Genomic DNA, 24,618 nt, shown 5'->3' on the forward strand with positions numbered 1-24,618 from the left:
TGGAGGCTGTCGGGGGCCGCGCCGGGTCGGTGGTGGCGGGGCGGAGCGCCGCCCCGCCACCCGTGAGGCTCAGCTCACCGTCACGACCACGGTCGAGGACATCGTCGCCCCGAGGTTGTCGGTGACGGTCAGCCGTGCCGTGTAGGTGCCCTTGCGGGCGTACGTGTGACTGGCCGACGCGCCGTGCACGGCGGTCGAGTTGTCGCCGAAGTCCCACGTGTGATCGCTGATGGTGCGCCCGGGTGCCGGCGAGGCGGTCCCGGTGAACGCGACCGCCAGCGGCGCGGTGCCGGTGGTGGGCGTGGCCGAGGCCGAAACCGTGGCGTCGGTCTGTTCGCGGACGCCGGCGCCGTTGAAGCGCAGCCAGTCCAGCGCCATCAGGTCGGGAGTGCCACCCGTCTGGTTCGGGTTGACGAAGACCAGGTGGAGGGTGGTGGTGCGGCCCGGATCGGTCAGCTCGACGGTGGGCGAGACGAGGTTGTCCCAGCCGCCGGTGCCGCCGATGGTGGCGCGGCCGAGGAGCTGACCGGTGGGGGAGTCGGCCCGGAACTCGATGTCGCCGCCGCTGCTGCCCGAGGCGACCCCGACGGTGACCGAGTCGATGTTCCGGAGGTTGACCGGGCCGAAGTTGATCCACTCGCCGTGATCGATGTCGCCGACGCGCTTGCCGGCGCTGGCCGTCGCACGGTCGAGCACCTGGATGCCACTCTGGCCGTCGAAGTGCTCGGCCTCCTTGCTCTTGGTCTGCAGCTCCGCCCGGGTCGAGCCGACCAGCTCCGGCGCCCCGTTCGCCCCGCCGTCGGTGTACTGCGCGGAGAGCAGCGTGTAGAGGTTCTGTCCCGGGCCGTGCCCGTCGCCGCCGTTGCTCTCGGTCACCGCCACCCCGGCGCACCCGACGTAGTTGTCGAGCGGGTGGGCGTGTGAGTCGTGGCCGAGTTGGGTCTGTACGACCACCTTGGTGCAGTCGATGCTGCTCTCCTCGGGGTCGGTGACCGTCACCGTGTACGGGATGCGGTCGCCGAAGTCGAAGAAGGCGCCGTCGGGGACGCTGAGGGTCACGGTCGGGCGGGTGTTGCCGGCGGTGATCTCCTGTACGGCGACGGCGGTCTGCCCGTTGGTGGCGGTGACGGTGAGTCGGGCGGTGTAGCGCCCCGGTGTGCTGTAGGTGTGGCTGGGGTTGGCGGCGGTGGAGTCGACGCTGCCGTTGCCGTCGAAGTCCCAGGCGTAGGTGATCGCGGTGCCGTCCGGGCCGCTGGATCCGGCGCTGGAGAAGGCGACGGTCAGGGGCGCCGGGCCGCTGTCCTTGTCGGCGGTCAGCTTGGCCACCGGGGGTCGGCTGTTGGCGACGTAGTCGATGCGGTAGATGCCCGCGCCCTCGTTGCTGCCGCCCCGACCGCTGCCGCTGCCCTCGCCGAAGTCGATGACGTAGAGGGAGCCGTCCGGCCCGAACTCCGCCTCGAACGGCTGGATCCACGACATGTTGCTGAGGATCCCGTTGATGGACTGCAGGTCACCGGGCTTGGTGGGGCCGAAGCGGGGGTCGCTGAAGGTCTGGGCCGTCTCGTGGATCGACAGCGTCTTGAACCACCGCCGGGTCAGCTCGTAGACGATCCACTTGCCCTCGAAGTACTGGGGGAACTTGGTGAGCCGCGGGTTGGACGGGTCGTAGTCGTAGACCGGTCCGCTCATGGGGCCGCCGCCGCCGGTGCCGAGCTCCGGGAACTGCGGGGAGGCGGAGTAGGCGTACCAGACCAGCGCCGGCTTGGCCGCGGGGAGGTTGGTCAGGCCGGTGTTGTTGGGGGAGTCGTTGACCGGCGCGGCGCAGTTGAACTTCGGTCCGGAGGTCGAGGTGGCGAAGTCGTAGTCGTTGAACGGGATGTTGTTGCCGATGCAGTAGGGCCAGCCGTAGTTGCCGGCGCTGGTGATCCGGTTGAACTCCACGGTCCCTTCCGGCCCACGGTTGGGGTTGGCGGCCCGGGCGTCGGGGCCGTAGTCGGCGACGAGCAGCGCGCTGGTCTTGGAGTCGACCGTGATGCGGAACGGGTTCCGCATGCCCATGGCGTAGATCTCGGGTCTGGTCCTGGGCGTGCCGGGGGCGAACAGGTTGCCGTCCGGGACGGCGTACCCGCCGTTGGGCAGGGGCTTGATCCGCAGGATCTTGCCCCGCAGGTCGTTGGTGTTGCCGGCGGTGCCCTGCGCGTCGTACGCGCGGCGGCTGGCCCGCTCGTCGATCGGGTTGAAGCCGCTGGACTCGAACGGGTCGGTGTTGTCGCCGATGGCCGCGTACAGGTTGCCCTGCTGGTCCATCGTCACCGAGCCGCCCATGTGCGAGTTGGCCCGGGCCTCACCGCGCCAGGTGGGGATGGTGAGCAGGCGCTTCTCCGAGTCGGGGCTGACGGTGTCGCCGTCGACGGTGAACCGGGACAGGTTCAGCTGCTTCTCCACCCGGTCTGACCAGAGCAGATAGAGCCAGTTGTTCTGGGCGAAGTGCCGATCGAGCGTCATGCCGAGCAGGCCGTCGGACTGACTGGTCTGCTCGGGCGTGTACGCGAAGTCCAGCAGCGTGGTCACCGCGAGGGTGTCCTGGTCGACGACCTTCAGCGCGCCGGTGCGCTCGATGTAGAAGACCCGGCGGTCCGGCGCCACGGCCAGCTCGAACGGGTCGGAGAGATCCTGGTTGACCAGCGGGACCCGCTCGAAGTTGTTCGTCCTGGTGGCGCCGCAGTCACCGGGAGCGGCGCCTGCGGCCCACCTGATGCCACCGAGCAGGTGCTGGAGGAAGGCCGGCTCCTGGAACGACGAGGCGCTGTGCCCGCCGGCGGTGAACCAGGACCGGCCGCCGTCGTAGTTCTGGCACCACGAGTACGGGTGGTCGACCCCCTCGTTCAGCCCGGGAATGCCGTCGCGCACCTTGATCTGGGCGAGGGTGTGGACCTTGCCGGTGGGGTTGGCCCGCCAGTTGTACCACTCCTCGCTGCGCTCCCAGAGCTCCGGCAGGCCCTTGGTGGACGGGTGGGCGTGGTCGAGGACCTTGATCCGGCCCGGGAAGGTGCCGCCCGTGGCGGAGTAGTCCGCGTGCTGGTCGAAGATGGTCCCGACCAGTCCCTCGTACCACGACCAGTCCCGCTCGCTCGCCGACGCGGCGTGCAGGCCGACCCAGCCACCACCGTTACGGATGAACTTCTGGAGCGCGGCCCGCTGGTCGGCGTCGAGGAGGTCGCCGGACGCCGGGGTGGAATTGGTGTTGTTGAACACGAGGGCGTCGAAGCGGGCGAGGTTGGCATCGGTGAACGCGCCCGCGTCGGTGGTCGCCTCGACGGCGAACCCTTGTTGTTCGCCGAGTTGCCGGATGGCGGTGACGCCGGCCGGAATGGAGTCGTGGTAGAAGTTCGTGACCTTGGAAAAGACCAGCACCCGGAAATTGGCGTCGGTCGCGGATTCGGTGGCGGCCGCTGCCGTGCTCGGCAACAGGAGTGTGATGGCCGCGAGCAGGGCGAACAGCAGTGTGCGTTGGCGTCTCATACACGCGCTCCTTGGTGGGGACGGTGGTAAGAAAGCGCTTTCCACGTTTACTGAACCCTACGAGATCCATTTCGACGGGTCAATATTGCGGCGGCGTCCGCATTTCGGCCACTGCGGCGGTTTAATGGCACGCCGATAACCACTCCCTCGGTCGGAGGGAGTGGTTATCGGTGGTCAATTGAATGTCGACAACAAAATGGTGGCCGGACACCAGAGCCGGCAATTCCGGCCGGTCCTGGTGTCCGTCAGCACTCCTCCCGGCGGTTCCTCAGAACCGCAGCTTGCGCAGGTAGCGGTAGCCGACCTCGGCCGTCTGCTGCGGCGTCACGTCGGGGGTGTCGTTCTCGACGATGTACTCGAGCACCGAGTGCTCCCGGAAGATCCGGGCGAAGTCGATCGTCCCGGTGCCCAGGTCGGCCATGTCGCCGGTCGAGGCGTCCCGGTCCTTGACGTGGTACTGCAGGACGCGCTGCGGCGCGGAGCGGATGACGTCCAGCGTGAAGCCCTCGGGATCCGCGACGCCGTCACCGGAGTTGATGCCACCGGTGACCGCCCAGTAGAGGTCGACCTCCAGGTGCACGAGCCGGGGATCGAGTTCCGCGGTCAGCACGTCCCAGGGCCGCTTGCCACCGCCGAGGTCGATGGTGAACTCGTGGGCGTGGTTGTGGTAGCCGTAGCGCAGGCCGGCCGCCCGCGCGGCGGCGGCCTCGCTGTTCATCTGCTCCGCCCAGCGCTTCCAGTCGTCCGCGCTCTCGGAGTACAGGTACGGCACCACGATGAACTGCTGGCCCAGGGTGACCGCGTTCTGGATCTTCTGCTCCAGCTCGGCCGCGCTGCCGCTGATCCCGTCGTGGCTGGAGCTTGCCTCGATGCCGATGCCGTCGAGGAACTGGCGCAGCTGGGCGGCGGTCCGGCCGAAGTAGCCGAGCGCCAGCTCCACGCGCGGATACCCGATCCGCGCGAGGTGGGTGAGGGTGGCGTCGTAGCCGGGCGAACCCCAGAGGGCGTCGCGCACCGTCCAGAGCTGCATGCTGATCATGCCCGGGGGTACGTGGTGCCGCCCGGTGCGGTGGGTGGTGGCCGACGCGGCCGTCGCGCCGACGCCGGACGCCGCGAGCCCGAGGCCGGCGAGGGTGGCCAGGGAGCCGCGCAGCAGGCTGCGCCGGTCAACGGAGCGCCGCAGCGCGGCCATCCCGTCGTATCCGTAACACATGGTTCCTCCTTCTCACGTGCTATGCGGTGGGGACCAGGACGACCTGGTCGGTGCCGGTCAGGGAGGGCAGGCCGTCACCGCCGGGGTCGGTGTAGGACGCGACGAACACCGCGGTGAGGTTGTCGTTCTCCGGGTCGTGGCCGGACGGCACCGTCGTCTGGATCGAGCCGGTGCAGCCGTTGGCGGTGGTCTGCGGGTGTCCGTGCTGGTCGTGGCCGAGGACGTAGGTGACGCTGACGCGGGAGCAGTCCACGGGCTGGTCGTCGCTCACCCGTACCTCGAACTGCACCGTGTCGCCGAAGGCGAACGGCTGACCGTCGGCCGGCTTGACCAGCTCCACCACGGGCGCGGCGTTGCCGACCACGATCCGGACCGACGCGGACGCGGAGAGACCACCGGGGTCGCTGACGTTGAGCGTGGCGTTGTAGAGGCCGTTCTCCCGGTACGTGAACGTCGGGTTCGACTCGCGCGAGTCGACCTTGCCGTCGTTGTCGAAGTCCCACGCGTACTTCAGCCGGTCGCCGTCGTAGTCGGTGGTGCCCTCGCTGGAGAACGTGACGGTCAGCGGGGCGACGCCGTTCGTGGGCGTGGCCGAGGCCTGGGGGACCGGGGTGTGGTTGCCCGTCCAGCCGGTGTAGTCGATCCGGGCGAGCTGCGCGTCCGGGTTTTCGCTGAAGTAGCCGTCGCCGTACTCGAGCACGTAGAGCGCGCCGTCCGGGCCGAACTCCAGGTCCATCGGGTTGTCGAAGGTGAACGACGGGAGCACCGGCTCGATACCGGTCAGCGCGCCGCCGGAGTTCAGCCGGAAGCCCTTCACGTAGTCCCGGGTCCACTCGTGGAACAGCGGCATGCCGTCGTAGTACGCCGGCCACGCGACCGGGGCGCGCCCCTGCGTCGTCGGTCGGGCGAACTGGTACGCCGGCCCGGCCATCGGGCCGATGCCGCCGGTGCCCAGCTCCGGGAACTGCGCCGACGGGCCGTAGTTGTACCAGACCTGCGGCTGCTGCACCGGGGGCAGGTTCCGTAGCCCGGTGTTGTGCGGTGACTCGTTGACCGGCGCGGCGCAGTTGAACGGCGCCCCGGACCGGCCGGTGGCGAAGTCGTAGTCCACGTACGGCAGCTGAGGGGTGGCGCAGTAGGGCCAGCCGTAGTTGCCGGCCTTGCGCGCGGCGAGCCACTTGCCGTGCCCGGCCGGCCCGCGCAGCGGGTCCGGCGCGCCCGCATCCGGCGAGTAGTCGCCGACGTACAGGTCACCGGTCTCCCGGTTCAGCTCGATCCGGAACGGGTTGCGCAGGCCCATCAGGTAGATCTCGGGACGGGTGCCGGCCGTGCCCTCCGGGAAGAGGTTGCCGTCCGGGATGCTGTACCCGCCGGTCTGGCCGACCGTGATGCGCAGGATCTTGCCGCGCAGGTCGTTGGTGTTGGCCGCGGTGCGCTGCGCGTCGTACGCCGGGTTGCGGCCCGGGCGCTCGTCCAGCGGCGCGTAGCCGCCGGACTCGAACGGGTTGGTGTCGTCACCGGTGGACAGGTACAGGTTGCCCTTGGCGTCGAAGCCGATGTCACCGCCGACGTGGCAGCAGATGCCCCGGTCGACCGGTACGTCGAGAATCTGCTGCTCGGTGGACAGGTCCAGCTTGTCCTTGACCAGCCGGAACCGGGAGAGCCGGATGGCGCCCTTGAACTTCGCGAAGTCCGCGGCGGTGCCCCAGGCCGGCGCGTCGCCCTCGTTGACGTCCGGGGTCGACGGGTCGTCGACCGGGGTGTTCATCGGCGGGGAGTAGTACAGGTAGACCCAGTTGTTGCCGGCTCTGCCGAAGTTCGGATCGATCGCGACGTTCTGCAGGCCCTCCTCATCGTGCCGGTAGACGTCCAGGGTCGCGGCGATCGTGTTGCGGCCGGTTGCGGAGTCGTGCAGCCAGACCTCCCCGGCGCGGGTCACGTGCAGCACCCGGTTGTCGGGCAGCACCGCGAGGTCCATCGGCTCGCCCGGGTGGTCGTTGAGGGTCACCTTCTGGAAGTCGCTGTCCGGCGGTGGGCTGGCCGCGTCGGGCGCGGCTGTCGCGACGGTGGGGGTGGCGACGAGTGCCGTGGTCGTCAAACCCGCTATGGCGAGCGCGAGTCGTCTCTTCATCTGCCTCTCCTTGTGCTCGGGACCGGACCGGGGCAGGTCGAGGGGTCAACCACTCCCTGCTGGACCTGTGTGCGGGCATGGCTGAGCCGCCCGTGCCGAGCGCACGCCGCCACCGCGGCGCCGGGTAGTGCTGGCGGCCTGCGGCTGCGTGGTCGGGGACGGGCGGAGGACGTGGTAGGGGACAGGTGACGGTCGGGTGTCGGCCGGCAGCAGGGCCGCCAACGTGGCGGTTAACCGCGACGAAACACCATCGATGTGGCCGACGCTACAAAAGACATGGCCATGTGTCTATAGCTTTCATCGGGTTCGACCGAACTTTCCTCCGCCATGGACGAAAGTGGTGCTCCGTGATGCCTGCTCCCCGAGATGCAACCGGCGCTGGACGTGCGGTCGAGGCGGATGACCGCCGCCCGGACCGCCTCAGCGTGGCTACTTGTCCCGTGGGGCGGCCGGTTCGATGGGCAGCTCTGTGCGTGCCTCGTGGCGATGAGGACGATGGCGGCGAGGACTGCGGCGACCGCGACGGTGGCCAGCAGTGGTGGCGCGAACAGCAGCGGCGCCGACAGCACGATCAGCGTGAGCAGGGCGACCGGCCGCTCCGGCGAGACGCGGCCGAAGACTGTGTGCTCCAGGAGGGCCCGTCCCACGACGAACAGCGCGGGCCCGCCGAGGAGGACAACGACCCACGGAGGTTGGCCGTGGCCGACCGGGTGGGTGATCACGAGTTCGTCGCCGACGGCGGTGACGACGACACCGGCCACCATCGTCAGATGGGCGAGTGCCATGGGACGGGTCAGCCGCACGGGATCAGCGGCGACGGCGATGGCGTCGTCCAGTAGTTCTCCGGCGCGGTGGACGTAGATCCTCCAGAAGGGCACGATGCTGAGGATCGACGCTGCGAAGGCGGTGGTTCGGTCGGCGGTGAAATCTGTCCGGGTGCCGGTGGGCCAAAGGCGAGGTGATGCCGGTGCACTACAAGATCAACGACGAGGCGTTGGCCAAGCGGGCGCTCGCCACCATCCGCCAGGTCCTCACCGCGCCGACCGACGTCGACCACGCCCGGCGCGCCGGCGTGGAACTCATCCCGGGCCTTGAAGACGTACTACTTCCCCGGCCGTCCCGCGCCCCGCGCTGACGAACCGGGCGACGGGGGAGAGCCGGTGGCGGTGGGCACGGCGCTGCGGACGAGCCGATCAGCCGGCCGTCAGGGCTGCCCGGCGGGCACCCTCTCCTCGCCGGGTAGAGGCCGGCGGGGCGAAATGGAACGCGCGGTCTGGCCGACTGCGTCCCTCCACCACCACGCGTTCGCGCCGACATACAGGCAGGGCGCGGACGCGGACCGGTCGTCGCGGACCCGCGCGAGGTCCGCTCCCGGCATCAGTACGGTGACCTGGCCGTCCTCGCCGGCGAGCAGGTAGCCGTACCGGCCGTCCCGATCCGCTGACGGTTCGCGCGCCGGCTCCCCAGTGAGATGGCTATCTACGGTGCGCTACGGCCCGCGGCGACGCCCTGCTCGCGCCGTCGATCACCCGCCGGTTGATCTCCGAGTTCACCGCCCGGGCCGCCCATCCCGACCCGGGGCCGCGGCTGAGCGCCCTCACCGAGCGGGAGCGTGAGGTGATGGCGCTGGTCGCCGCCGGCCTGTCCAGCGACGAAATCGCGGCGCGGCTGGTGCTGAGCCCGGCCACCGCGAAGACGCACGTCAGCCGGATCATGACCAAGACCCAGGTCCGGGACCGGGCCCAGTTGGTGATCCTCGCGTACGAGTCCGGCCTGACCGTCCCCGGCTGGCTCGCCCGTTCCTGACGGCAACCCGCAGGGGTGGCCGCGTCGGCCGTTTCAGGTCGTACGGCGGGAGCGGGCCAGAGCAAGTCCACCGAGGACCAGGCCGACCAGACCCACCACCAGGGCCACGTAGGCGCCGCCTCGCCCGTTGCCGGTGCCGATACCACTATCGGAGGTGGCCACGACCAGCGCGCCGAGCGCCATGCCGATCAGCCCCGCCACCAGGGCCACGATGCCCCCGAGTGGCCCGGAGCCGGTGCCGAACCGACCGCTGGGACGGGCCAGGGCCAGCCCGGCGACGACCACCCCGATCAGCCCCACCACGGCACCCGTGCTGGCGCCCAGTCGCCCGGCGCTCATGGTGGTGACACTGGCGGCGGTCGGCTCGATCGCGAGGTGCGCGGCCGCGGGCGCGGCGAGGCCGAGCGGGCTGGCGGCGAGCAGGTGATGGATGGACATCGGGAATCCCTTCGCTGGCGGAACGGGTACAGGCGGCAGCGTATGTACCGGAGTGGTCACGCGTCGTCATGCCGGAGTTGCCGATGGGCGTACCACCCAGGTTGTGGACGGCCGGGACGTCGTACCGCCGGGGTTGTCTCTCCCGGGCCTTGGCGTGAATTCAGGGGCGCGACCCGGCGGGCGGTGTCCAGTAGGCTCGGCGCGTGTTCACGCTCGTCGAAAAGCTGGCGGAGATCTTCGCGACCTACGGCGCACGCCTGCTGGATCGCCGCCGGACGGGGCGCGACTCGGACGTGGCGCGACACCTGCTCGGCATCGTGCTGCTGATGCAGGACCTGTGCCTGCGGGGCGAGCGCGTGCTGGCCCTGGCCGGGCGGTTCGGCGACGGCGCGGCCGACGCGGCGACGGAGGCCGAGTTCGGCCAGGTGCTGGCCGAGCAGGTCGAGACCGTCGGGCAGCTGCGCGAGGCGGTCGACGACTCGCGCATGCTGCTCAACACCGTCGACGCGGGTCTCTACCTCGAGCTCGCACCCTTCCTGGACGTCAAGTCGGGCCTGCTGACCCGGTGGGAGCAGCAGCGGCGGACGAGCACGTTCTCGACCACGACGCTGTTCTTCCTGCCGTCGGCGGCGGTGGACCGGGTCGCGGGCGTGGGGAAGCAGGGCGACGTGCTCGCCGGGCTGGCGTCCGACCGGGCCGACTACGTCATCATCCTGGCGGAGACGCTCCGCGAAACGCGGTCGGGCGAGGTGCGGGACATCCGCCGGGTCGACCCGGAGCAGGCACAGCGGCTGCACGGCGACATCGACGGCGCCCGGGCCGAGCTGACCCGCGCGCGCGACCTGTGCGCGCAGGTGACGTCGCTCGTGGAGCAGGCCGTCGGCGCCGACGCGATGGCGAACCTGCGCCGGTCGTTGCTGCGCGACGCGCGGATGACCCGACGTGCACAGTGACGATCTTCGGCCGGGCCGCCGACGCCGGCGGCGTCAGGTGCGGTCGCGGGTGACCCGGTAAAGCTCCGGGTCGCGCGGGTAGACGCCGACGCGGGCGAGGGCGTACGCCCCGATGCCGGTGGCGCGCAGGCTGACCTGCCGGAGGCCGAGCAGGGCGGCCAGCCGCTCCGTGTTGAACATCAGGCGCTGGAACAGGCCACCGCCCACCCCGTCGGGAATCCGGATCTCGTCGACGGCGATGTCGCCGTCGGCGAGGACGAACGAGGTCTGCAGGAACGCCCGGTGGCTGTCGCCCAGCGGGACCCACAGGTTGATGCTGCCACCGCCGTCCGGGTAGAGCGCCACATCGGCGGTCGCGTCGGGCACGCCGCGGGTGAGCGTGGCGTGGAACGTCGCCGGGGTGATCGGCATCCAGCGCCTCCAGGCCGCGACGAACTCGTCGTCCAGCCCGACCACCCTCAGGCCGGGCTCCAGGCGCGCGAAGTCGGCCACCTCGATGCGGGCCGCGTCGGGGCGCTCGTCGCGAACCGCGGTCAGGGTCGAGGGCAGGTCGGGCAGCTGTGCGGCCTCGGCCAGCAGGCCGTCCCACAGCGGATCCACGCGCCACGGCGGCAGGAACACGCCGTCCCCGACGCGCCGCCAACCGCGGTCCCACCAGCCGACCGCGGCCACCGGCCGCAGCCCGAACCGGGCCGCGCCCAGGATGAAACAGCGCACGAGCAGGAACGTGCCCGCGAGCGTGTCGTAGTCGATGTGCCCGGACTGCACCCGCCGGCCCTGCGCTTCGGCCTCCCGCAGCATCTCCGTGTAGGCGACGAGCGGCGGCATCTGGGCGACGGCGTACCGCATCCGGGTGTCCAGGATGGTGTCCGGGCTCACCGGCTGGAACACCACGTCGGTCCCGGTGATGATGAGCGGCCACAGCTCCGCACCGGCGCCGATCGCGAACTCGAGCGCCGGCGCGCCGTCGGGCGCGTAGATCCGCCGGACCCGCCGCACGTCGTCGGCGACGAGGTGGACGCTGTCGCCGAGCGCCGGAACGTGGATCGTCATCCGGTTCTGGAGGAACGTCTCGCGAACCTCGGGGACGAACGCCAACGCGGCGAGGATCTCGTCGGGGGTCACGCCCTGACATCGTACGGTCTCGTCGCCAGCCTCCCGGACCTCGACGTATCCGTTGGCCGTGCGGCGGTCACGACAGTCCTGACACGAGTGCGGCGACGTCCTCGGCGCAGCCGTAGGACAGCGTGACTCCGGCGCCACCGTGCCCGTAGCAGTGGACGACCGGACCGCGGCCGGTGAGCTCGGTCTCTAGCCGTACGGTCGGGCGTCCCGGACGCAGGCCCACGCGGTGGTCGAGGATGCGGGCCCGGTCGAGCGCGGGTACGAGCCGGACGCACCGTCTCAGGATGTCGGCGGTCGTTCCCGGCCGGACGGTCACGTCCTCGTCGCGTTCCTCGGCGGTGCCACCGAGCAGCACGGTGTCGCTCCTGGGTACGACGTAGACCAGGTGCTCGGGATCGGTCTGGTCGAGCAGCCATTCGGTCAGGCCGACCTGTGCGACGACGAGCACCTGGCCGCGCACCGGTGTGAGGGTCTCGTCGTGGACCAGCTTCCTGGATCCCAGCCCGGTGCAGTTCACCACGGCGTCCACGCCGTCGAACGCCTCGGCCAGATCGTCCACGTGCCGGATCCGGACGGCGACTCCCGCCGTCTCCACCTGGCCGAGCAGCCACGGCAGATGCACCGCCATGTCCACCACCGGGACGCTCAGTTCGTAACCGTCGACGTAGCCGGCGGGCAGCCGCTCGACGCCAACGCGACCCAGCTCGGGAACGGCGCCCCGCCACCACGGGTCGGCGGTGTGCCGGCGGAACAGCTCCCGCCCGAGCCGCATCCGGACGCCGGCGGACGGATCGGCGGTCAGGCCGCGCAGCATCCGGTAGGTGGTCGCCGACCATCGGGTCACGTCCGCCTCTGGGTATGCGCGGTAGGGGTACCAGAGTGCCGCGGCGACCGACGACGTCGTGCCGCTACCCGTCTCCGCGGCGACCACGTTGACCTCATGGCCGGCCTGCGCCAGGCGGAGCGCACTGGTCAAGCCCACGACCCCGGCACCGACGACCCTGACCTTCATGGCTTGAGATCACACCACATCCGGGTGCCACACCGGGAGCTCAACCCGTGGGTGCCGGCGCTCCGGCCGCCCGGCCGCGGGACAGGCGCGCGTCGACACCGGCGACCCCCGCCAGCACCGCGGCGGCCGTGGCGCCGACCGCGAGCGGTGGCAGGCCGACCGCGGCCGGCAGCAGCAGTACGAGGGCGGCCAGTCCGCCGACCCGGGACCAGGCGATTCGATGGAAGAGCTGGTACACGAACAGGGCGTTCCCGGCGAGGAACAGCGCGGGTCCGCCGAGGATGGCGGTGAGCCAGACGGGTGGGGTCTCTCCGAGTGGGTGGTTGATGAACAGTTCCAGCCCGACCGAGGTCAGCACGATGCCGGCGATCATGAAAAAGTGGATGTGTGACAGGGCCGGGCCGAGCCGGCCCGGTCGGCCGGCGTTGGTGATCGCGGCCGCCAACAGCCGGCCGGCCCGGTAGAAGTAGACCCCCCAGAGCAGCACGGTGGTCCCGAACGAGAGCAGGAATGCGGCCGTCTGGTCGAGGTCCAGCCTGGTGCCGCCGAAGGCCACGCCGAGCACCAGGATCGACTCGCCCAGGGCGATGAGCAGGAACTGCTGGTACCGCTCCGCCAGGTGCTCGCCGGCGAGCGACCGGTCGGGCAGCCGCCACCGACCGAGCCTCGGTGTGAGCCAACCCAACATCAGCCCGGTGTAGTCGAGCGCGACGGCCCGGGTCCAGAGCGCCGCGCGTAGCCATGGCGACGCGACGAGGCCGCCGAGCAGCCACGGCACCGCGCCCATTCCGAGCCAGAAGATCAACCGGTTGGAGATGAACCACTCCGAGGGGTTGACCACCCGGAGGAACACCGGCCGGCCGAGCTGGACCACCACGTACGCCCCGGCGAACAGGATCCCCTGTTCCGCGAACGCCCTGGGCATCGCGATCGCCATCACCAGGGCAGCCAACATGCCGAGCACGACCACGAACTGGATCGCCGGCCGATCCGGGTCCGGCCGGCTGGTCGTCAACGCGGTGAACGACCAGACCAACCAGGTGGCCAGAAGAAGCAACAGCGCCTAGGCCACAGCGAACAGCAGGCCGGACCGGTCCGCGTCGAGCTGGCTGATCAACCGTTGGGACACCCGGCTGAGCGCGAAGACGAAGGCCAGGTCGAAGAAGAGTTCCAGGAAGGTGGCCCGCTGGGAGCTGGCTTCTTCCCCGCGGACGAGCCGGGACTCCCCGCCGCCGGTCACCGAAGCCTGCTACCGCCGACGACCACGGAACCCCTACCCGCGTCGGTGATCTTCCTCGTCCAACGAGTCACCAGGTCCGCGGTGACTAGATGATTGAGTCCGAAGTCTGAGCTGTGTGGCTGGGCAGCTTGACTTGGACACGGCGAAGGGTATCGATGTCAGTTTGTGAAGACAGACCTCGATACCCTTCTGACCGCACTCTACGTGTTCCTCGACGATCACGTCATCGGCCGTCGCCGGATCGGTCGCCCGCCGCTGCTGTCCGACGCCGAACTGCTGTGCCTGGCCATCGCGCAGGTCCTGCTCGACTTCCCCCGTGAGCGGCACTGGATCCGCTACGCCCGTAAGCACCTGCGTCACCTGTTCCCCTACATCCCCGACCAGTCCGGATACGGCAAGCGGCTACGAGCCGCCGGTCCGCTGATCGCCGCAGCGATCCGACACCTGGCCGAGAACACCCCGACCGGGGTACCGATCCTGCGGCTGGTCGATTCCACGCCCGTGCCCTGCGGAGCCTCTCGCGAGACCGCGAAACGCTCCGACCTGGCAGGCGACGCCGGCTACGGCTACTGCGCCTCCCACTCCCGCTACTTCTGGGGCATGCGCCTGTATCTGGTCACCACCGTCGAGGGCATGCCGGTGACCTGGTGCCTGGCCAACCCGAAACTCGACGAACGCGACGTCCTGGCCGCCCTGCTGCAAGTCGACCACCACCTTGTCCAGTCCGGGCAGGTGATCCTGGCCGACCGGGGCTTCGCCGGTCAGACGTTCGAGGCGTTCCTCGACGACCTCGGTGTCCACCTGCTGCGCCCCGCCCGCAAGGGCACCCGGGACTCGACACCGAGCTGCACCGAACAACGTCTGCTGCGCATGCGCCAGTGGATCGAGGCGATCTTCGACACCCTCAAAGGCCAGCTCAGTCTCGAACAACACGGAGCCCGCCGCCGGGCCGGCATCTACGCCCGCGTCGGCCAGCGTCTGCTCGCGATGGCCACCTGCATCTGGCACAACACCAACACCGGCGCACCCAGGAAACGATCACTCATCGCATACGACCACTGACCAGCCCGAACTTCGGACTCAATCATCTAGGGCGTGTCCTGCCGATCATGAGCTCCGTGGATCGTCCGGGGCAGCGCCGACACCCAACCGGATGCCATAGTGCCGCGATGGAGGCAGACCTGCACAGTTACTTGAAGGGCGGCCGCGACGCGCTGCTGTGGAAGCTCGACGGGCTCAGCGAATACGATATTCGGCGTCCGTTGACCCGAACCGCAACCAACTTGCTCGGTCTGGTGAAGCACTCGGCGGCCATGGAGATCCTCTACTTCGGCGTCGTGTTCGGCCGGCCGTTCGAGCAGGAGCTGCCGTACGTCGGCGGCGGAGCGGAGATCAATGCCGACATGTGGGCGACCGCGGATGAGACCCACGAAGAGATCGTCGCACTGTACCGTCGCGCGATCGCCCACGCCGACACCACCATTGAAGCCCTTGCACTGGATGAGGTCGGCCGCGTGCCGTGGTGGGGCGATGCAGCGGTCACGTTGCACCACGTCCTGGTCCACGTCATCGCGGAAACACAACGGCACGCAGGCCACGCTGACATCGTGCGCGAACTCATCGACGGCGCGGCCGGGCTGCTGCCCAACAACGACAACCTGCCCCCCGCCGACGAGTCATGGTGGCTGGACTACCGCCAGCGAGTGGAGCAGGCTGCCCTCCGCGCCAGCAAACGCAGCAACTAGGTTTTCTGTCGATCATGAAAGCCAGATGATGGCGGCGATGAGGACGAGGCTGGCCCGGTAGAGGGATGCGCGTTTGGCGTAGCGGGTGGCCAGGTCTCGCCACTGCTTGAGGCGGTTGAAGCAGGTTCCACCACGTTGCGCTTCCTGTAGACCGCCCGGTCGAAGGCGGGTGGCCGCCCGCCGGCGCTGCCCTTGGCGGCCCGACGGGCGACCTGGTCCGAACGTTCCGGATGACATGCCGGATCCCGCGGTGCCGCAAAGCGCGGCGGATGGAGTCCTGGGCGTAGCCCTTGTCGGCGATCAGTACGTCGGGGCGTTTGCGGGGTCGGCCCGGTCCCGGCTCGTTGACGCAGATCGCGTCCAGCAGCGCCAGCAGCTGGGGGTTGTCGCCGGCCTGACCTGGGGTGAGCAGAATCGACAACGGCCGGCCACGTCCGTCGACGGCGAGGTGGATCTTCGTGCTCAGCCCGCCTCGGGACCGGCCGATGGCCTCGCCATCTTGCGCACCAGGCGTCGCCGCACTGGTCGGGGAGCCCCCTTTTGCGCGCGCCAGCGGCATGCTGGTGCGCCCGCACGATCGACGAGTCGATGCTGATCGTCCACTGCACCGGTGTCCCGTCGTCGTGCACCTGCGCCGCCGCGAGGATCCGATCCCACGTCCCGTCGGCCGTCCACCGACGCAGCCGTTCGCGGCAGGTCTTCCACGGCCCGAACCGTTCCGGCAGGTCACGCCACGGAGCACCCGTACGCAGCTTCCACAGAATCCCGTTGATGACCTGACGGTGATCCCGCCACCGCCCCCGCGCACCACCCGGCTCGGGCAGCAACGGCGCGATCACCGCCCACGCCTCATCGGTCAGCTCACCACGACGCACCACCGGCACATCGTCAACGACCAACCCCTACAAGATCGGCAGGACACGCCCTAGGCGCTCAGGTCAGGGTCTCCCCACCATCGGCGGTGATCGTGCCGGTGCTGTGCCGATTCCGCATCAGGTACAGGTAGGTCTCCGCCACATCACTCGGTTCGCCGACCCTGCGTCCACCAGGAGCTTCTCCTCCAACGCCCGGTACATACGGGCACCCCCTGGGACCAGCCGGTGCCCGTATCCCGATTCGGCAGACGGGCCGCCAGAAGTCGCTGGCGCAGGTGGACGATCAGCATGAACTCCTCGATCGTGCGGGCGCACCACATGCTGCTGGGGCCTCGGCACGTGGCATCATTGTCGGATGACTTGGACTGCCCCTGAGGTGAGCCGTCCCAGTGACATCCTCATCGCACCGGAGGCCGATCACCTTCGGAATCTTCTCGACTGGCATCGCGCCACGCTGCTTCACAAGTGCGCCGGCCTTGACGCCGAACAGCTGGCGCGGACGCCATTGGCCTTCACGAATCTTTCGCTCCTCGGCCTGCTCCGGCACATGGCCAAAGTGGAGCGCACATGGTTTCGGACGCTCTTTCGCGGCGAACCGTTGGAGACGCTCTACTCTACGGCGGGTTCGCGCGACGCCGACTTCGAGGGCATCGACCCGGCGAGCGCCCAATCCGACTATGCCCTTCTGATCGAGGAGACAGAACTCGCCCGCAAGGCTGTGGCCACGGCTTCGATGGACGACACCTTTGCCTTTCCGGACGAGGACGTGGCGTCGCTGCGCTACGTGTACCTGCAAATGATCGCTGAGTACGCCCGCCACAACGGGCACGCCGACGTGCTGCGACAAGCCATCGACGGAGCGAAGGGCACCTGAGTGTCCCTGGCGGTGGCGGCTGATTTTGCGGGGCCCGGCGAAGTTGCCCGTGCAGTAATGTCCGTGGCGTGGCCACGTTCCTCGTCCTGCTTCGCCGATCCGGCCCTCAATGGGACCCGTCACGGCCCATGCAAGAGCAGTCCGACTGGCCCGCGCACGCGGCGTTCATGGACGAACTGGTGAATACGGGCTCCGTCGTCCTAGGCGGGCCGCTGGCAGACGAGCATAGGGTGGTGCTCGTCGTCGACGCCGAGTCTGAAGACCTCGTCCGCGCTGCCCTCGCCCGCGATCCGTGGAGCGAAACGCATCTACAGGTTGACAGTGTGGAGTCGTGGACAATCCGGCTCGATGGACGGCGTGCGTAACAGCAGATCGGCTCCCAGATCGGCCAGGTGTGCTGCCGAGGCGGGCTGATAAGGAGTCCTTTGAAGACAGCATCTAGTGGCCGGCGTAGAGGGCTTCGATCTCGGCGGCGCGGTGCTGCTCCACCACTTCCCGTCTGATTTTCAAGGTGGGGGTGAGCTCACCGTTGGCCTCGGTGAAGTCGTCGGGCAGGATGCGGAAGGTCTTGATCGCCTCCGCCTTGGAGACCGGGCTGTTCGCTCGGTCGATGGCAGCCTGGATCTCGCCGCGCAGGGCGGGGTCGTCGCGCAGGTCGGCCACCGATGCGTGCGGGTGGCCGTGAGCGGTTCGCCACCGCGACCACGCCTGCGGGTCGATGGTGATCAGAGCGGCGGCGTACGGCTTGGCGTTGCCGACGAGCATGCAGTTGCTGACCAGCAGGTCCGCGCGTACCCGATCCTCCATCGGTGCGGGCACGATGTGCTTGCCAGCCGCGGTCACGAGGATCTCCTTGGTGCGTCCGGTGATCCGCAGATAGCCGTCCTCGTCGAGGCTGCCGAGGTCGCCGGTGCGAAACCAGCCGTCGGCGGTGAACGCCGCGCGGGTGGCCGACGGGTTGTTCCAGTAACCCTGGAACACGACCTCGCCGCGGACGAGGACCTCGCCGTCGTCGGCGATCGCCAACTCCACGCCCGGTAGTGGCCGGCCGACCGTGCCGATCCGCATCGCCGAGGGCCGGTTCGCCGCCAGCGCCGGAGACGTCTCGGTCAACCCGTATCCCTCCAGCGCCGTCAGGCCGGCGCCGCGGAAGAAGTGGCCGAGCCGCTCACCGAGCGGGGCGCCGCCGACGATCGCGACGGTGCACCGGCCGCCGAGCGCCGCCCGCAGCTTCCGGTAGACCAGCAGGTCGAAGACCCGCCGCGCCAGCCGGAGCATCGGGCCGGGGCCGGCCGGGCGGTCGAGCGCCCGGCTGTACCGCACCGCCACCTGGTCCGCCATGGTGAAGAGGCGACCCTGGTGGCTCTCGATGGCCTTCTGCTGCGCCCGGTTGTACATCCGCTCGAACACTCGCGGCACCGCGAGGACGAACGTCGGCCGGTATCGACGTAGCTGACCCATCACGCCGCTCATGCTGGCGCTGTGCACCATCGTCGCCCGGGTCTGCACCATCCCCACCTGGATCATCCGGGCGAACGCGTGCGCCAACGGCAAGAAGAGCACCGTCGACGCCCTCTCATGGAACAACTCCGGCAGGGCCGCGACCGCGTTGCCGACGTCGAGGCCGATGTTGCGGTGCGTCAGCACGCAGCCCTTCGGCCGGCCCGTCGTCCCGCTGGTATAGACGATCGTCGCCACGTCCCCGCCCGACACCGCCCCACGGCGGGCCTCCACCTGCTCGTCGTCGACGGCCCGGCCCCGGCCCGCCACCTGTGTCAGGTCACCGGCGTCGATCTGCCACACCTGCCCCAGCCCGGGCAGCCTGTCCCGCACGCCGCTCAGCATCGCGGCGTGTTCAGCTGTCTCCACCACGCACGCCACCGCGCCGGAGTCGGCCAGGATCCAGGCCAGCTGTTCGGCGCTCGCGGTGTCGTACACCGGAACGGTCACCGCGCCGATCGTCCACGCCGCGTAGTCGACCAGGGTCCACTCGTAGCGGGTGCGGCTCATCAACGCCACCCGGGCACCCGGCTCGACCCCCGCGGCGATGAGCCCTCGCGCCAACGCCACCACGTCGTCGCGGAACTGTCGGCAGGTCACCGCACCCGCGTCGCCGACGGCGGACTGCTGCGCGGGCCACGACTGGACGTCCGGGTTCGGGCGCAGAAACTGCACCGTGTCCGGTTTCCGCCGGGCGTTGTCCCAGACCACGTCGGCCAGCCCCACCGACTCGCCGCCGGTCACCTTCGGCTTTACCGCGACGCTGCCCCGCATGCCCGTACGCCCCCTGGCTCTAGACCGATGCGTCCCCGCAAGCCCTATCGGGTGCTCTTCAGCTTCTTGTAGAGCTGCTCGGGCTCCTGCGAGAAGTCGATGCCCTTGTCCCGCGCCCGGGAGAAGTCGTCGATCATGTGCTGAACCTCGCCCGGGGTGAACCGCCGGTCCTCATCACCCTCCTTCTTCAGCCACTTGATCACGTCGTCGTAGTTCTTCCAGTCCCGTTTGCCCATCAGGCGCTCGATGTCGGTGACGTCGTAGTCCTTCTGCATCGCCTGACTGGCCGGGTCGTGAATCTTCATTACCTGCGCCTCCCCGTGGTCGGTGCTCCGCCGCGCGATTGCCCGAGGTATACGCGGGCAAACGCTCCGCTCCGCCCGTGCTGATCCGCACCGGGCCCGCATGCCGGTAGGCCAGACTGCATGGGTGAAAATCACCGCGCCGACAATCAGGTGGACGCCGTGGCGGTTCGTGACCGTGTTCGGTGTTGTCAGCCTGCTGTCGGACGTCGTGTACGAGGGCGCCCGCTCGGTCATCGGCCCCTACCTGGCCACCCTCGGCGCATCCGCGGCCCTCGTCGGCCTGGTCACCGGCGTCGGGGAGGCGTTCGCCCTGGCCGGACGGCTGGGCACCGGACCCCTCGCCGACCGGACCCGGGCCTACTGGCCGCTGGTCCTGGTCGGCTACGTCCTGACCCTGGTGGCGGTGCCCGCGCTCGGGCTGACAAGCGCGTTGTGGCTGGCTGCATTGCTGTTCGTCGCGGAGCGTGCCGGTAAGGCGATCCGTGGCCCGGCGCGGGATGTCATGCTCTCCCACGCCGCCTCGGCGGTGGGTCGTGGCAAGGGCTTCGCCGTCCACGAGGCGCTCGATCAGGCCGGGGCGGTTGCCGGGCCGTTGCTGGTCGCCGCCGTGCTGGCTGCCACCGCCCACCACTACCGGCCCGCGTTTCTGGCCCTGGCCGTGCCGGCTGTGGCGGTGCTGCTCCTGCTGTTGTGGCTGCGCGCCGGCGTGCCCGATCCGGGTCGCTTCGAACCGGGCCCCCCACCCGGTGCGGCGCCCGCCCCGCCGGGCGCCCGGCTGCCCCGCGTGTTCTGGACGTATCTGGCCTTCACGGTGCTGACCACGGCAGGCTACGCCACCTTCGGCGTGCTCAGCTTTCACCTCGCCACCCGGCACGTCGTACCGGTGGTGGTGGTCCCGGTCGTGTACGCCGCCGCAATGGGCGTCGACGCGCTCGCTGCGCTGGCCTCCGGGTGGGTGTACGACCGGGCCGGCTTCCGAGTGCTGGCCGCCGTACCCCTGCTGACAGCCCTGATCCCGCTGGCCGCCTTCACCACCACCTCGGCGACCGCGGTCGCCGGGGTCCTGGCCTGGGGCGCCGTGCTCGGCATCCAGGAATCCACCATGCGTGCCGCCATCGCGGACATCGTCCCCGCTGCCCGGCGGGGCACGGCCTACGGGATCTTCGCCGCCGGGTTGGGCGGGGCGACGCTGGTCGGTGGGCTGCTCACCGGCGCCCTCTACGACTACTCCATCACCGCCCTGGTCATCGTCGTGGCCGGCATTCAGGCCGTCGCCCTGGCCCTGTTCGTCGCGACCGTTCGCCCGGCCACCCGGCCTGTCCGCCCGTCACCGCAGGGAAGTGGTGGCGTGGGTCCTTGATCATCTGCTTGTAGACGACGTCGGATAGGCGTCGTTTCAGGCAGCGCATGGCTTCCATCGGAGTCTTGCCCGCGGCGAGTTTGCGCCGGTAATACGCACGCCCCTTGGTGTCGTGGCGCAACTGGACGATGGCCATGATGTGCAGGACGCGATTGATGCGCCGGTTCCCGGCCCGGACAGCCGGTGGCGTTTCTGGTCACCGGACGAGGCATCCAGAGGTGCGGTGCCGTTCCAGGAGGCGAAGTGCCCACGCCTGGCGAACCGGCTGACGTCACCGATGTCGCCGATCAGTCGGGCGGCGCCGGACGGGCCGATGCCGTTGAGCTCCTGCAGGGTGCTGCCGGTGGCCGCAACGAGTGCGGTCAGCTCGCTGGCCGAGCGCACCGGCTGAACCCACAACGCCCGCATCGGCCGGGGGCAGCCCGCTACGGAGCGTCAGAGCGACTTGGGCCGCCCAGCTTCCGGACATGCCGACGAGCGGAGGTCGCTACAGGCGGCGACAGCGGGTAATAGCCTGCCGTCCATGCCGCTGCGCACCAGTCGTGTGATGACGTCACTGTTCCTCGTCCACGACGACCGGGTACTGCTGCTCTACAGGCGAGGATCTCGTGCCATCTCTGATTCTTGGGTGGGTATCGGGGGTCACGTCGAACCGTCCGAGATAGGCGAACCCACCTCCGCGGTGCTACGGGAGATGCATGAGGAAGTGGGCCTGGCGCCGGAGGATGTCACTGACCTCTCGCTGCGGTACATCGCGCTACGAGACACCGGTCGCGAGGTTCGCAGCACGTACTACTTCACGGCCCGACTTAAGGACGGCGTAGCGCGGCCTCAAACCTGCTCCGAAGGGGACCTCGTATGGTTTGATCACTCGATCGGAGTCGACGATCTGGACATGCCGCCGACGGCGAAGATTGCGCTTGGCCACTGGCTGCACGAAGGGCGTCATGACAACGTCATTCGATCCATTGTCATGGGAGTGGACGGGCCAAAGGTCGTGGATCTCGCCCACAGGTAGTTCTCCCCGGACGCGCGCATCTGCCGCGAAGCGCTCGTCACGGAAGGTAACCGGATCGCAGGGTGCCTGCATCCGGACGCGCCGATGAGCGGTAACCGTGGTCGTGGCTATGCTCCGTCAATGACCGAAACGGCTTCACAGCTCAACGTGCCGGCGGCTCGGACTGAGGTCGAGGCTCTGCTGTCAGTTCTCGAACGCAACCGGCGGACCTTTGCCTGGAAGACCTCAGGCCTGGACGAGAACGGCCTGCGCACGACGACGGCTGCCAGTGCGATGACGCTTGGTGGTCTGATCAAGCATGTGGCGCTGGTCGAAGCAGACTGGCTCGCTGTCAAGCTTGCCGGCCAGGAGTACGGAGCGCCCTGGGACGCAGTGGACTTCGACGCTGACCCTGACTGGGAATGGCGTACTGGAAGCCTGGACGCTCCCGATGACCTCTACCGAACATGGCGAGACGCTGTCGAGCGGTCGCGCGAATTGGTTGCTGAGGTCGTCGGGAAACGTGGACTCGACGGACCGGCGTCCTTTACCTGGCCGGACGGGCGTACTCCGACCGTCCGCGACATGTTGTTGGACATGATCGAGGAGTACGCGCGACACACAGGCCACGCAGACATCCTGCGTGAGGCCGTGGATGGCCGCGTGGGCGAAGGTGCGCCCGAGAGCTTCACAATCTAGAACGTCCGCATCTGCCGCCGATCCGGCCGGCGGCCCACGTTCAGCGGTCACTCAGCGTGTCGGCAGAGGAGAACCAGCAGTCTGCCATCGTCTCGCGTCCGGGGCCTCCACGTCGCAGCCCCTGCACATTTCGCGTACCTAAGAGGTCCTAACAAAATGATCTAGGGACTTCGCTCCCTTATGGAGCAGGATCTACAGTGTTCGGCCGTGAGGCGTGGTGAGCAGCCGCCGTGGGTCGTGCCGGACGGGCTGTGGCAGCGCATCGAGCCGTTGCTGCCCAAGCCGCAGCGCAACCCGCGGACGGGTGGATGTCGCTAGTACCGGGTGAGTATGTGTTCGCGTGCACCTATTGCGATGGGGACGGTTGCTCCGACTGCGATGGGGGCCTCGTGTACGTGGACGAGGAAGAAGCGGAGGAGTGGCTTGAGGAGGGCTTCAAACCTCTCGCCGAGCCGGGTCCCGACGGCACGACAGTGCGGCCGGAGTATCCGGTGAGCAAGCCCCCGGAGCCCAATCCGGACCCGGTGCGCTGGGAAGATATGTCCGAGGCCGATAGGCAGGACATCATCGTCGACCAGGTGAACTTTGAGAAAATTGGGACCGACGAGCTGGAGGCCGTCTTTCAGCAACTCGATCCAGAGCATCAGGCCGTGTTGGCCGAAAGGATTCGAAAGTTCGCCGACGATGCGGTCGGCGACGAGCACTGGGACTCCGACAACTGACGGGCGCGGCGTCGCCGGGCCTCGTGATGCCCAACGCCGTGCGTCCCCATCTCCTCCAACCGGTGAGGCAAAGTCGGCTGTCCGCAGTCTGCGACTGGGCCCGTAGGTCGGCTGCTGCGCTCGACCTCGGCGCAGGAGTGGACGTTGACCAGCGGAAAACGTGGTCGTTGGGTTGTTGGCTACCCTGCTCGGGCTGATGTTCTGCCGGGTAACCGCATAGGGAGTAGCGCGAGCCAGCCCATCTCCGGGCCGTCGGCCCCTGGGCTCGTCGGCGGTCGAGCACGCGCAGACGGCGATGGCAGAGGATCGCCGCAATGGCAGGCCGCAGCGCGCTGGCGCGCCGCCCCTGCCGCCGACGGCGCAACGCGGGCCGGGCGGCGACGGCGGACCGATGAGGCGAGGTCACCACCTCTCCAATTTCCGTGGCCGTTGGGGGTCCACGACGCACTCATTTGCCGCCGACCGGGCGTCACGGACGATGACCGCTGCGCAGGCGCCCAACGTCCGGACGTGCCGAATAGCGGATGCCTCCGTCCTGATGATCGGCACTATCGTGATCGCGTGACCATGGTGCGGCAACGGCAGGACTACTTCGATGCTCTCGGCTGGGTAACCCAGCTGATGACACAGGTGCGGAGTGAGCACCTCGAAGCCCGCACTCCCTGCGAAGATTTCGATGTTCGAGGCCTGCTGGGTCACCTCATCGGCACCGCACACCGTGGACTCGGCACCGCCCGGGGCATCCCGACACGGGGCATCCCGCACGTGATCACCAGCGTTCCGGATGCGGAACTCGCCTCCACGTATGCAACGTTGGCGGCCTCGATCCGAGAGGCGTGGTCGCCGCTGGCGGCTTCTGACGGGGTCGTCGCGCCTTGGGGGCCCTGTACGGCTGCGGAAGCGGCACGCGGCTTCACCGTCGAGACGATCACGCATGGATGGGACTTGGCCGTGGCCACCGGCCAGCCGAGCGATGCACTGAACGGCATTGCCGATCGCTGCCTCTCCTACGCTGCAGCCGCCATCCCCGACCGACTCCGAGGAGTCATGTACGACGCGCCCGTTGCCGGGGCGAAGCCCTCATCCACGACGGAGCAACTCGCGCACCTTCTCGGTCACAAGAGAGAGCCTCGATGACATTCGAGGAGGCATCCGGGGATGACCGTTGCTCACCGAGATCAGGTGCGCGGATCTGCCGCACCACGAGCATGATCTCCGCCCACGAACGCCGATCCTCCACGGCGAGGCTCTGTGGCTCGTCGAGGACGCCCGCGTCGCGGTCATCGACCTGAGTCAAGGTGTTGTCAGGGAGGTTACCGTACGGCGT

General features: G+C 69.3%; 20 protein-coding genes and 4 pseudogenes. 12 read left to right on the forward strand and 12 right to left on the reverse strand.

Going from position 1 to position 24,618, the window contains the following annotated elements; translation table 11 throughout:
* Positions 1-69: 69 nt before the first annotated feature.
* From AC0OLQ_RS15175 to AC0OLQ_RS15190, 4 genes and pseudogenes are all read right to left on the reverse strand, one after another.
* Complete coding sequence (locus AC0OLQ_RS15175) at positions 70-3,522, reverse strand: ThuA domain-containing protein (protein ID WP_484531852.1); 3,453 nt, start codon at positions 3,520-3,522, stop codon at positions 70-72.
* A gap of 268 nt (positions 3,523-3,790) precedes the next feature.
* On the reverse strand, positions 3,791-4,735 hold the full coding sequence (locus AC0OLQ_RS15180; RefSeq protein WP_484531853.1) for a sugar phosphate isomerase/epimerase family protein: 945 nt from the start codon (positions 4,733-4,735) through the stop codon (positions 3,791-3,793).
* A 19-nt stretch (positions 4,736-4,754) separates the two neighbouring features.
* Positions 4,755-6,866: a PQQ-dependent sugar dehydrogenase gene (locus AC0OLQ_RS15185; RefSeq protein ID WP_484531854.1), complete on the reverse strand. Its 2,112-nt coding sequence runs from the start codon at positions 6,864-6,866 to the stop codon at positions 4,755-4,757.
* Positions 6,867-7,096: 230 nt separating this feature from the next.
* Positions 7,097-7,786, reverse strand: a pseudogene (locus tag AC0OLQ_RS15190) (low temperature requirement protein A); the annotation flags it as partial.
* Positions 7,787-7,827: 41 nt separating this feature from the next.
* Between AC0OLQ_RS15190 and AC0OLQ_RS15195 the strand changes: the two are divergent.
* Together AC0OLQ_RS15195 and AC0OLQ_RS15200 are read left to right on the forward strand one after the other, a co-directional pair.
* Complete coding sequence (locus tag AC0OLQ_RS15195) at positions 7,828-8,001, forward strand: hypothetical protein (protein WP_484531855.1); 174 nt, start codon at positions 7,828-7,830, stop codon at positions 7,999-8,001.
* A gap of 359 nt (positions 8,002-8,360) precedes the next feature.
* Positions 8,361-8,672: pseudogene (locus AC0OLQ_RS15200) on the forward strand (response regulator transcription factor); the annotation flags it as partial.
* A 33-nt stretch (positions 8,673-8,705) separates the two neighbouring features.
* On the opposite strand, the gene AC0OLQ_RS15205 reads toward AC0OLQ_RS15200, so the two are convergent.
* The gene (locus AC0OLQ_RS15205) at positions 8,706-9,110 is read right to left on the reverse strand and encodes a DUF6223 family protein (RefSeq protein ID WP_484531856.1); all 405 of its coding nucleotides are present in this window, start codon (positions 9,108-9,110) and stop codon (positions 8,706-8,708) included.
* Positions 9,111-9,313: 203 nt separating this feature from the next.
* Between AC0OLQ_RS15205 and AC0OLQ_RS15210 the strand changes: the two genes are divergently transcribed.
* Positions 9,314-10,063: a hypothetical protein gene (locus AC0OLQ_RS15210; RefSeq protein WP_484531857.1), complete on the forward strand. Its 750-nt coding sequence runs from the start codon at positions 9,314-9,316 to the stop codon at positions 10,061-10,063.
* 33 nt (positions 10,064-10,096) lie between these two features.
* Here the strand turns inward: AC0OLQ_RS15210 and AC0OLQ_RS15215 are convergent, their stop codons facing one another.
* The 3 genes and pseudogenes from AC0OLQ_RS15215 to AC0OLQ_RS15225 all read right to left on the reverse strand — a co-directional run bounded on the left by AC0OLQ_RS15215 (position 10,097) and on the right by AC0OLQ_RS15225 (position 13,440).
* Positions 10,097-11,188 (reverse strand): hypothetical protein, encoded by a 1,092-nt coding sequence (locus AC0OLQ_RS15215; protein ID WP_484531858.1) that lies wholly within the window; start codon positions 11,186-11,188, stop codon positions 10,097-10,099.
* A 67-nt stretch (positions 11,189-11,255) separates the two neighbouring features.
* Positions 11,256-12,200, reverse strand: coding sequence for an FAD-dependent oxidoreductase (locus AC0OLQ_RS15220; protein ID WP_484531859.1), 945 nt, complete (start codon positions 12,198-12,200; stop codon positions 11,256-11,258).
* Positions 12,201-12,240: 40 nt separating this feature from the next.
* Positions 12,241-13,440: pseudogene (locus AC0OLQ_RS15225) on the reverse strand (low temperature requirement protein A).
* A gap of 165 nt (positions 13,441-13,605) precedes the next feature.
* Between AC0OLQ_RS15225 and AC0OLQ_RS15230 the strand changes: the two are divergent.
* Positions 13,606-14,502, forward strand: a complete 897-nt coding sequence (locus tag AC0OLQ_RS15230; RefSeq protein ID WP_484531132.1) for an IS982 family transposase — start codon at positions 13,606-13,608, stop codon at positions 14,500-14,502.
* Positions 14,503-14,609: 107 nt separating this feature from the next.
* Entirely contained in the window at positions 14,610-15,185 is a 576-nt protein-coding gene (locus AC0OLQ_RS15235) for a DinB family protein (RefSeq protein WP_484531860.1), read from the forward strand.
* A gap of 12 nt (positions 15,186-15,197) precedes the next feature.
* On the opposite strand, the pseudogene AC0OLQ_RS15240 reads toward AC0OLQ_RS15235, so the two are convergent.
* A pseudogene (locus tag AC0OLQ_RS15240) lies at positions 15,198-16,060 on the reverse strand (IS5 family transposase).
* Positions 16,061-16,415: 355 nt separating this feature from the next.
* Here AC0OLQ_RS15240 and AC0OLQ_RS15245 point away from each other — a divergent pair.
* Entirely contained in the window at positions 16,416-16,934 is a 519-nt protein-coding gene (locus tag AC0OLQ_RS15245; protein ID WP_484531861.1) for a DinB family protein, read from the forward strand.
* A gap of 68 nt (positions 16,935-17,002) precedes the next feature.
* Entirely contained in the window at positions 17,003-17,299 is a 297-nt protein-coding gene (locus AC0OLQ_RS15250) for a YciI family protein (RefSeq protein ID WP_484531862.1), read from the forward strand.
* Positions 17,300-17,372: 73 nt separating this feature from the next.
* Here the strand turns inward: AC0OLQ_RS15250 and AC0OLQ_RS15255 are convergent, their stop codons facing one another.
* Both AC0OLQ_RS15255 and AC0OLQ_RS15260 read right to left on the reverse strand, forming a co-directional pair.
* Entirely contained in the window at positions 17,373-19,208 is a 1,836-nt protein-coding gene (locus AC0OLQ_RS15255) for an AMP-dependent synthetase/ligase (protein WP_484531863.1), read from the reverse strand.
* A 44-nt stretch (positions 19,209-19,252) separates the two neighbouring features.
* A complete protein-coding gene (locus tag AC0OLQ_RS15260; RefSeq protein ID WP_357343495.1) occupies positions 19,253-19,513 on the reverse strand; it encodes a hypothetical protein in 261 nt (86 codons plus the stop codon).
* A gap of 124 nt (positions 19,514-19,637) precedes the next feature.
* Here AC0OLQ_RS15260 and AC0OLQ_RS15265 point away from each other — a divergent pair, with 124 nt between their 5' ends.
* Complete coding sequence (locus AC0OLQ_RS15265; protein ID WP_484531864.1) at positions 19,638-20,873, forward strand: MFS transporter; 1,236 nt, start codon at positions 19,638-19,640, stop codon at positions 20,871-20,873.
* 36 nt (positions 20,874-20,909) lie between these two features.
* Here the strand turns inward: AC0OLQ_RS15265 and AC0OLQ_RS15270 are convergent, their stop codons facing one another.
* Positions 20,910-21,281, reverse strand: a complete 372-nt coding sequence (locus AC0OLQ_RS15270; RefSeq protein WP_484531865.1) for a transposase — start codon at positions 21,279-21,281, stop codon at positions 20,910-20,912.
* 115 nt (positions 21,282-21,396) lie between these two features.
* Here AC0OLQ_RS15270 and AC0OLQ_RS15275 point away from each other — a divergent pair, with 115 nt between their 5' ends.
* From AC0OLQ_RS15275 to AC0OLQ_RS15290, 4 genes are all read left to right on the forward strand, one after another.
* Complete coding sequence (locus AC0OLQ_RS15275) at positions 21,397-21,891, forward strand: NUDIX domain-containing protein (protein WP_484531866.1); 495 nt, start codon at positions 21,397-21,399, stop codon at positions 21,889-21,891.
* Positions 21,892-22,011: 120 nt separating this feature from the next.
* Complete coding sequence (locus tag AC0OLQ_RS15280) at positions 22,012-22,569, forward strand: DinB family protein (RefSeq protein WP_484531867.1); 558 nt, start codon at positions 22,012-22,014, stop codon at positions 22,567-22,569.
* A 389-nt stretch (positions 22,570-22,958) separates the two neighbouring features.
* Positions 22,959-23,291, forward strand: coding sequence for a hypothetical protein (locus AC0OLQ_RS15285; protein ID WP_484531868.1), 333 nt, complete (start codon positions 22,959-22,961; stop codon positions 23,289-23,291).
* Positions 23,292-23,858: 567 nt separating this feature from the next.
* Positions 23,859-24,428, forward strand: a complete 570-nt coding sequence (locus tag AC0OLQ_RS15290; protein WP_484532353.1) for a TIGR03086 family metal-binding protein — start codon at positions 23,859-23,861, stop codon at positions 24,426-24,428.
* The last annotated feature ends 190 nt before the right edge of the window (positions 24,429-24,618 follow it).

It is taken from the genome of Micromonospora sp. Utrum1, assembly GCF_057197805.1.

What these genes read in the sequence shown, in the direction of transcription:
- AC0OLQ_RS15180 (WP_484531853.1), bottom strand. Translation starts at nt 4,735, where the DNA reads ATGTGTTACGGATACGACGGGATGGCCGCGCTGCGGCGCTCCGTTGAC.
- AC0OLQ_RS15255 (WP_484531863.1), bottom strand. Translation starts at nt 19,208, where the DNA reads ATGCGGGGCAGCGTCGCGGTAAAGCCGAAGGTGACCGGCGGCGAGTCG.
- AC0OLQ_RS15280 (WP_484531867.1), top strand. Translation starts at nt 22,012, where the DNA reads ATGACCGAAACGGCTTCACAGCTCAACGTGCCGGCGGCTCGGACTGAG.
- AC0OLQ_RS15185 (WP_484531854.1), bottom strand. Translation starts at nt 6,866, where the DNA reads ATGAAGAGACGACTCGCGCTCGCCATAGCGGGTTTGACGACCACGGCA.
- AC0OLQ_RS15220 (WP_484531859.1), bottom strand. Translation starts at nt 12,200, where the DNA reads ATGAAGGTCAGGGTCGTCGGTGCCGGGGTCGTGGGCTTGACCAGTGCG.
- AC0OLQ_RS15260 (WP_357343495.1), bottom strand. Translation starts at nt 19,513, where the DNA reads ATGAAGATTCACGACCCGGCCAGTCAGGCGATGCAGAAGGACTACGAC.
- AC0OLQ_RS15205 (WP_484531856.1), bottom strand. Translation starts at nt 9,110, where the DNA reads ATGTCCATCCATCACCTGCTCGCCGCCAGCCCGCTCGGCCTCGCCGCG.
- AC0OLQ_RS15235 (WP_484531860.1), top strand. Translation starts at nt 14,610, where the DNA reads ATGGAGGCAGACCTGCACAGTTACTTGAAGGGCGGCCGCGACGCGCTG.
- AC0OLQ_RS15195 (WP_484531855.1), top strand. Translation starts at nt 7,828, where the DNA reads ATGCCGGTGCACTACAAGATCAACGACGAGGCGTTGGCCAAGCGGGCG.
- AC0OLQ_RS15270 (WP_484531865.1), bottom strand. Translation starts at nt 21,281, where the DNA reads ATGCGGGCGTTGTGGGTTCAGCCGGTGCGCTCGGCCAGCGAGCTGACC.
- AC0OLQ_RS15245 (WP_484531861.1), top strand. Translation starts at nt 16,416, where the DNA reads ATGACTTGGACTGCCCCTGAGGTGAGCCGTCCCAGTGACATCCTCATC.
- AC0OLQ_RS15175 (WP_484531852.1), bottom strand. Translation starts at nt 3,522, where the DNA reads ATGAGACGCCAACGCACACTGCTGTTCGCCCTGCTCGCGGCCATCACA.
- AC0OLQ_RS15290 (WP_484532353.1), top strand. Translation starts at nt 23,859, where the DNA reads ATGGTGCGGCAACGGCAGGACTACTTCGATGCTCTCGGCTGGGTAACC.
- AC0OLQ_RS15275 (WP_484531866.1), top strand. Translation starts at nt 21,397, where the DNA reads ATGCCGCTGCGCACCAGTCGTGTGATGACGTCACTGTTCCTCGTCCAC.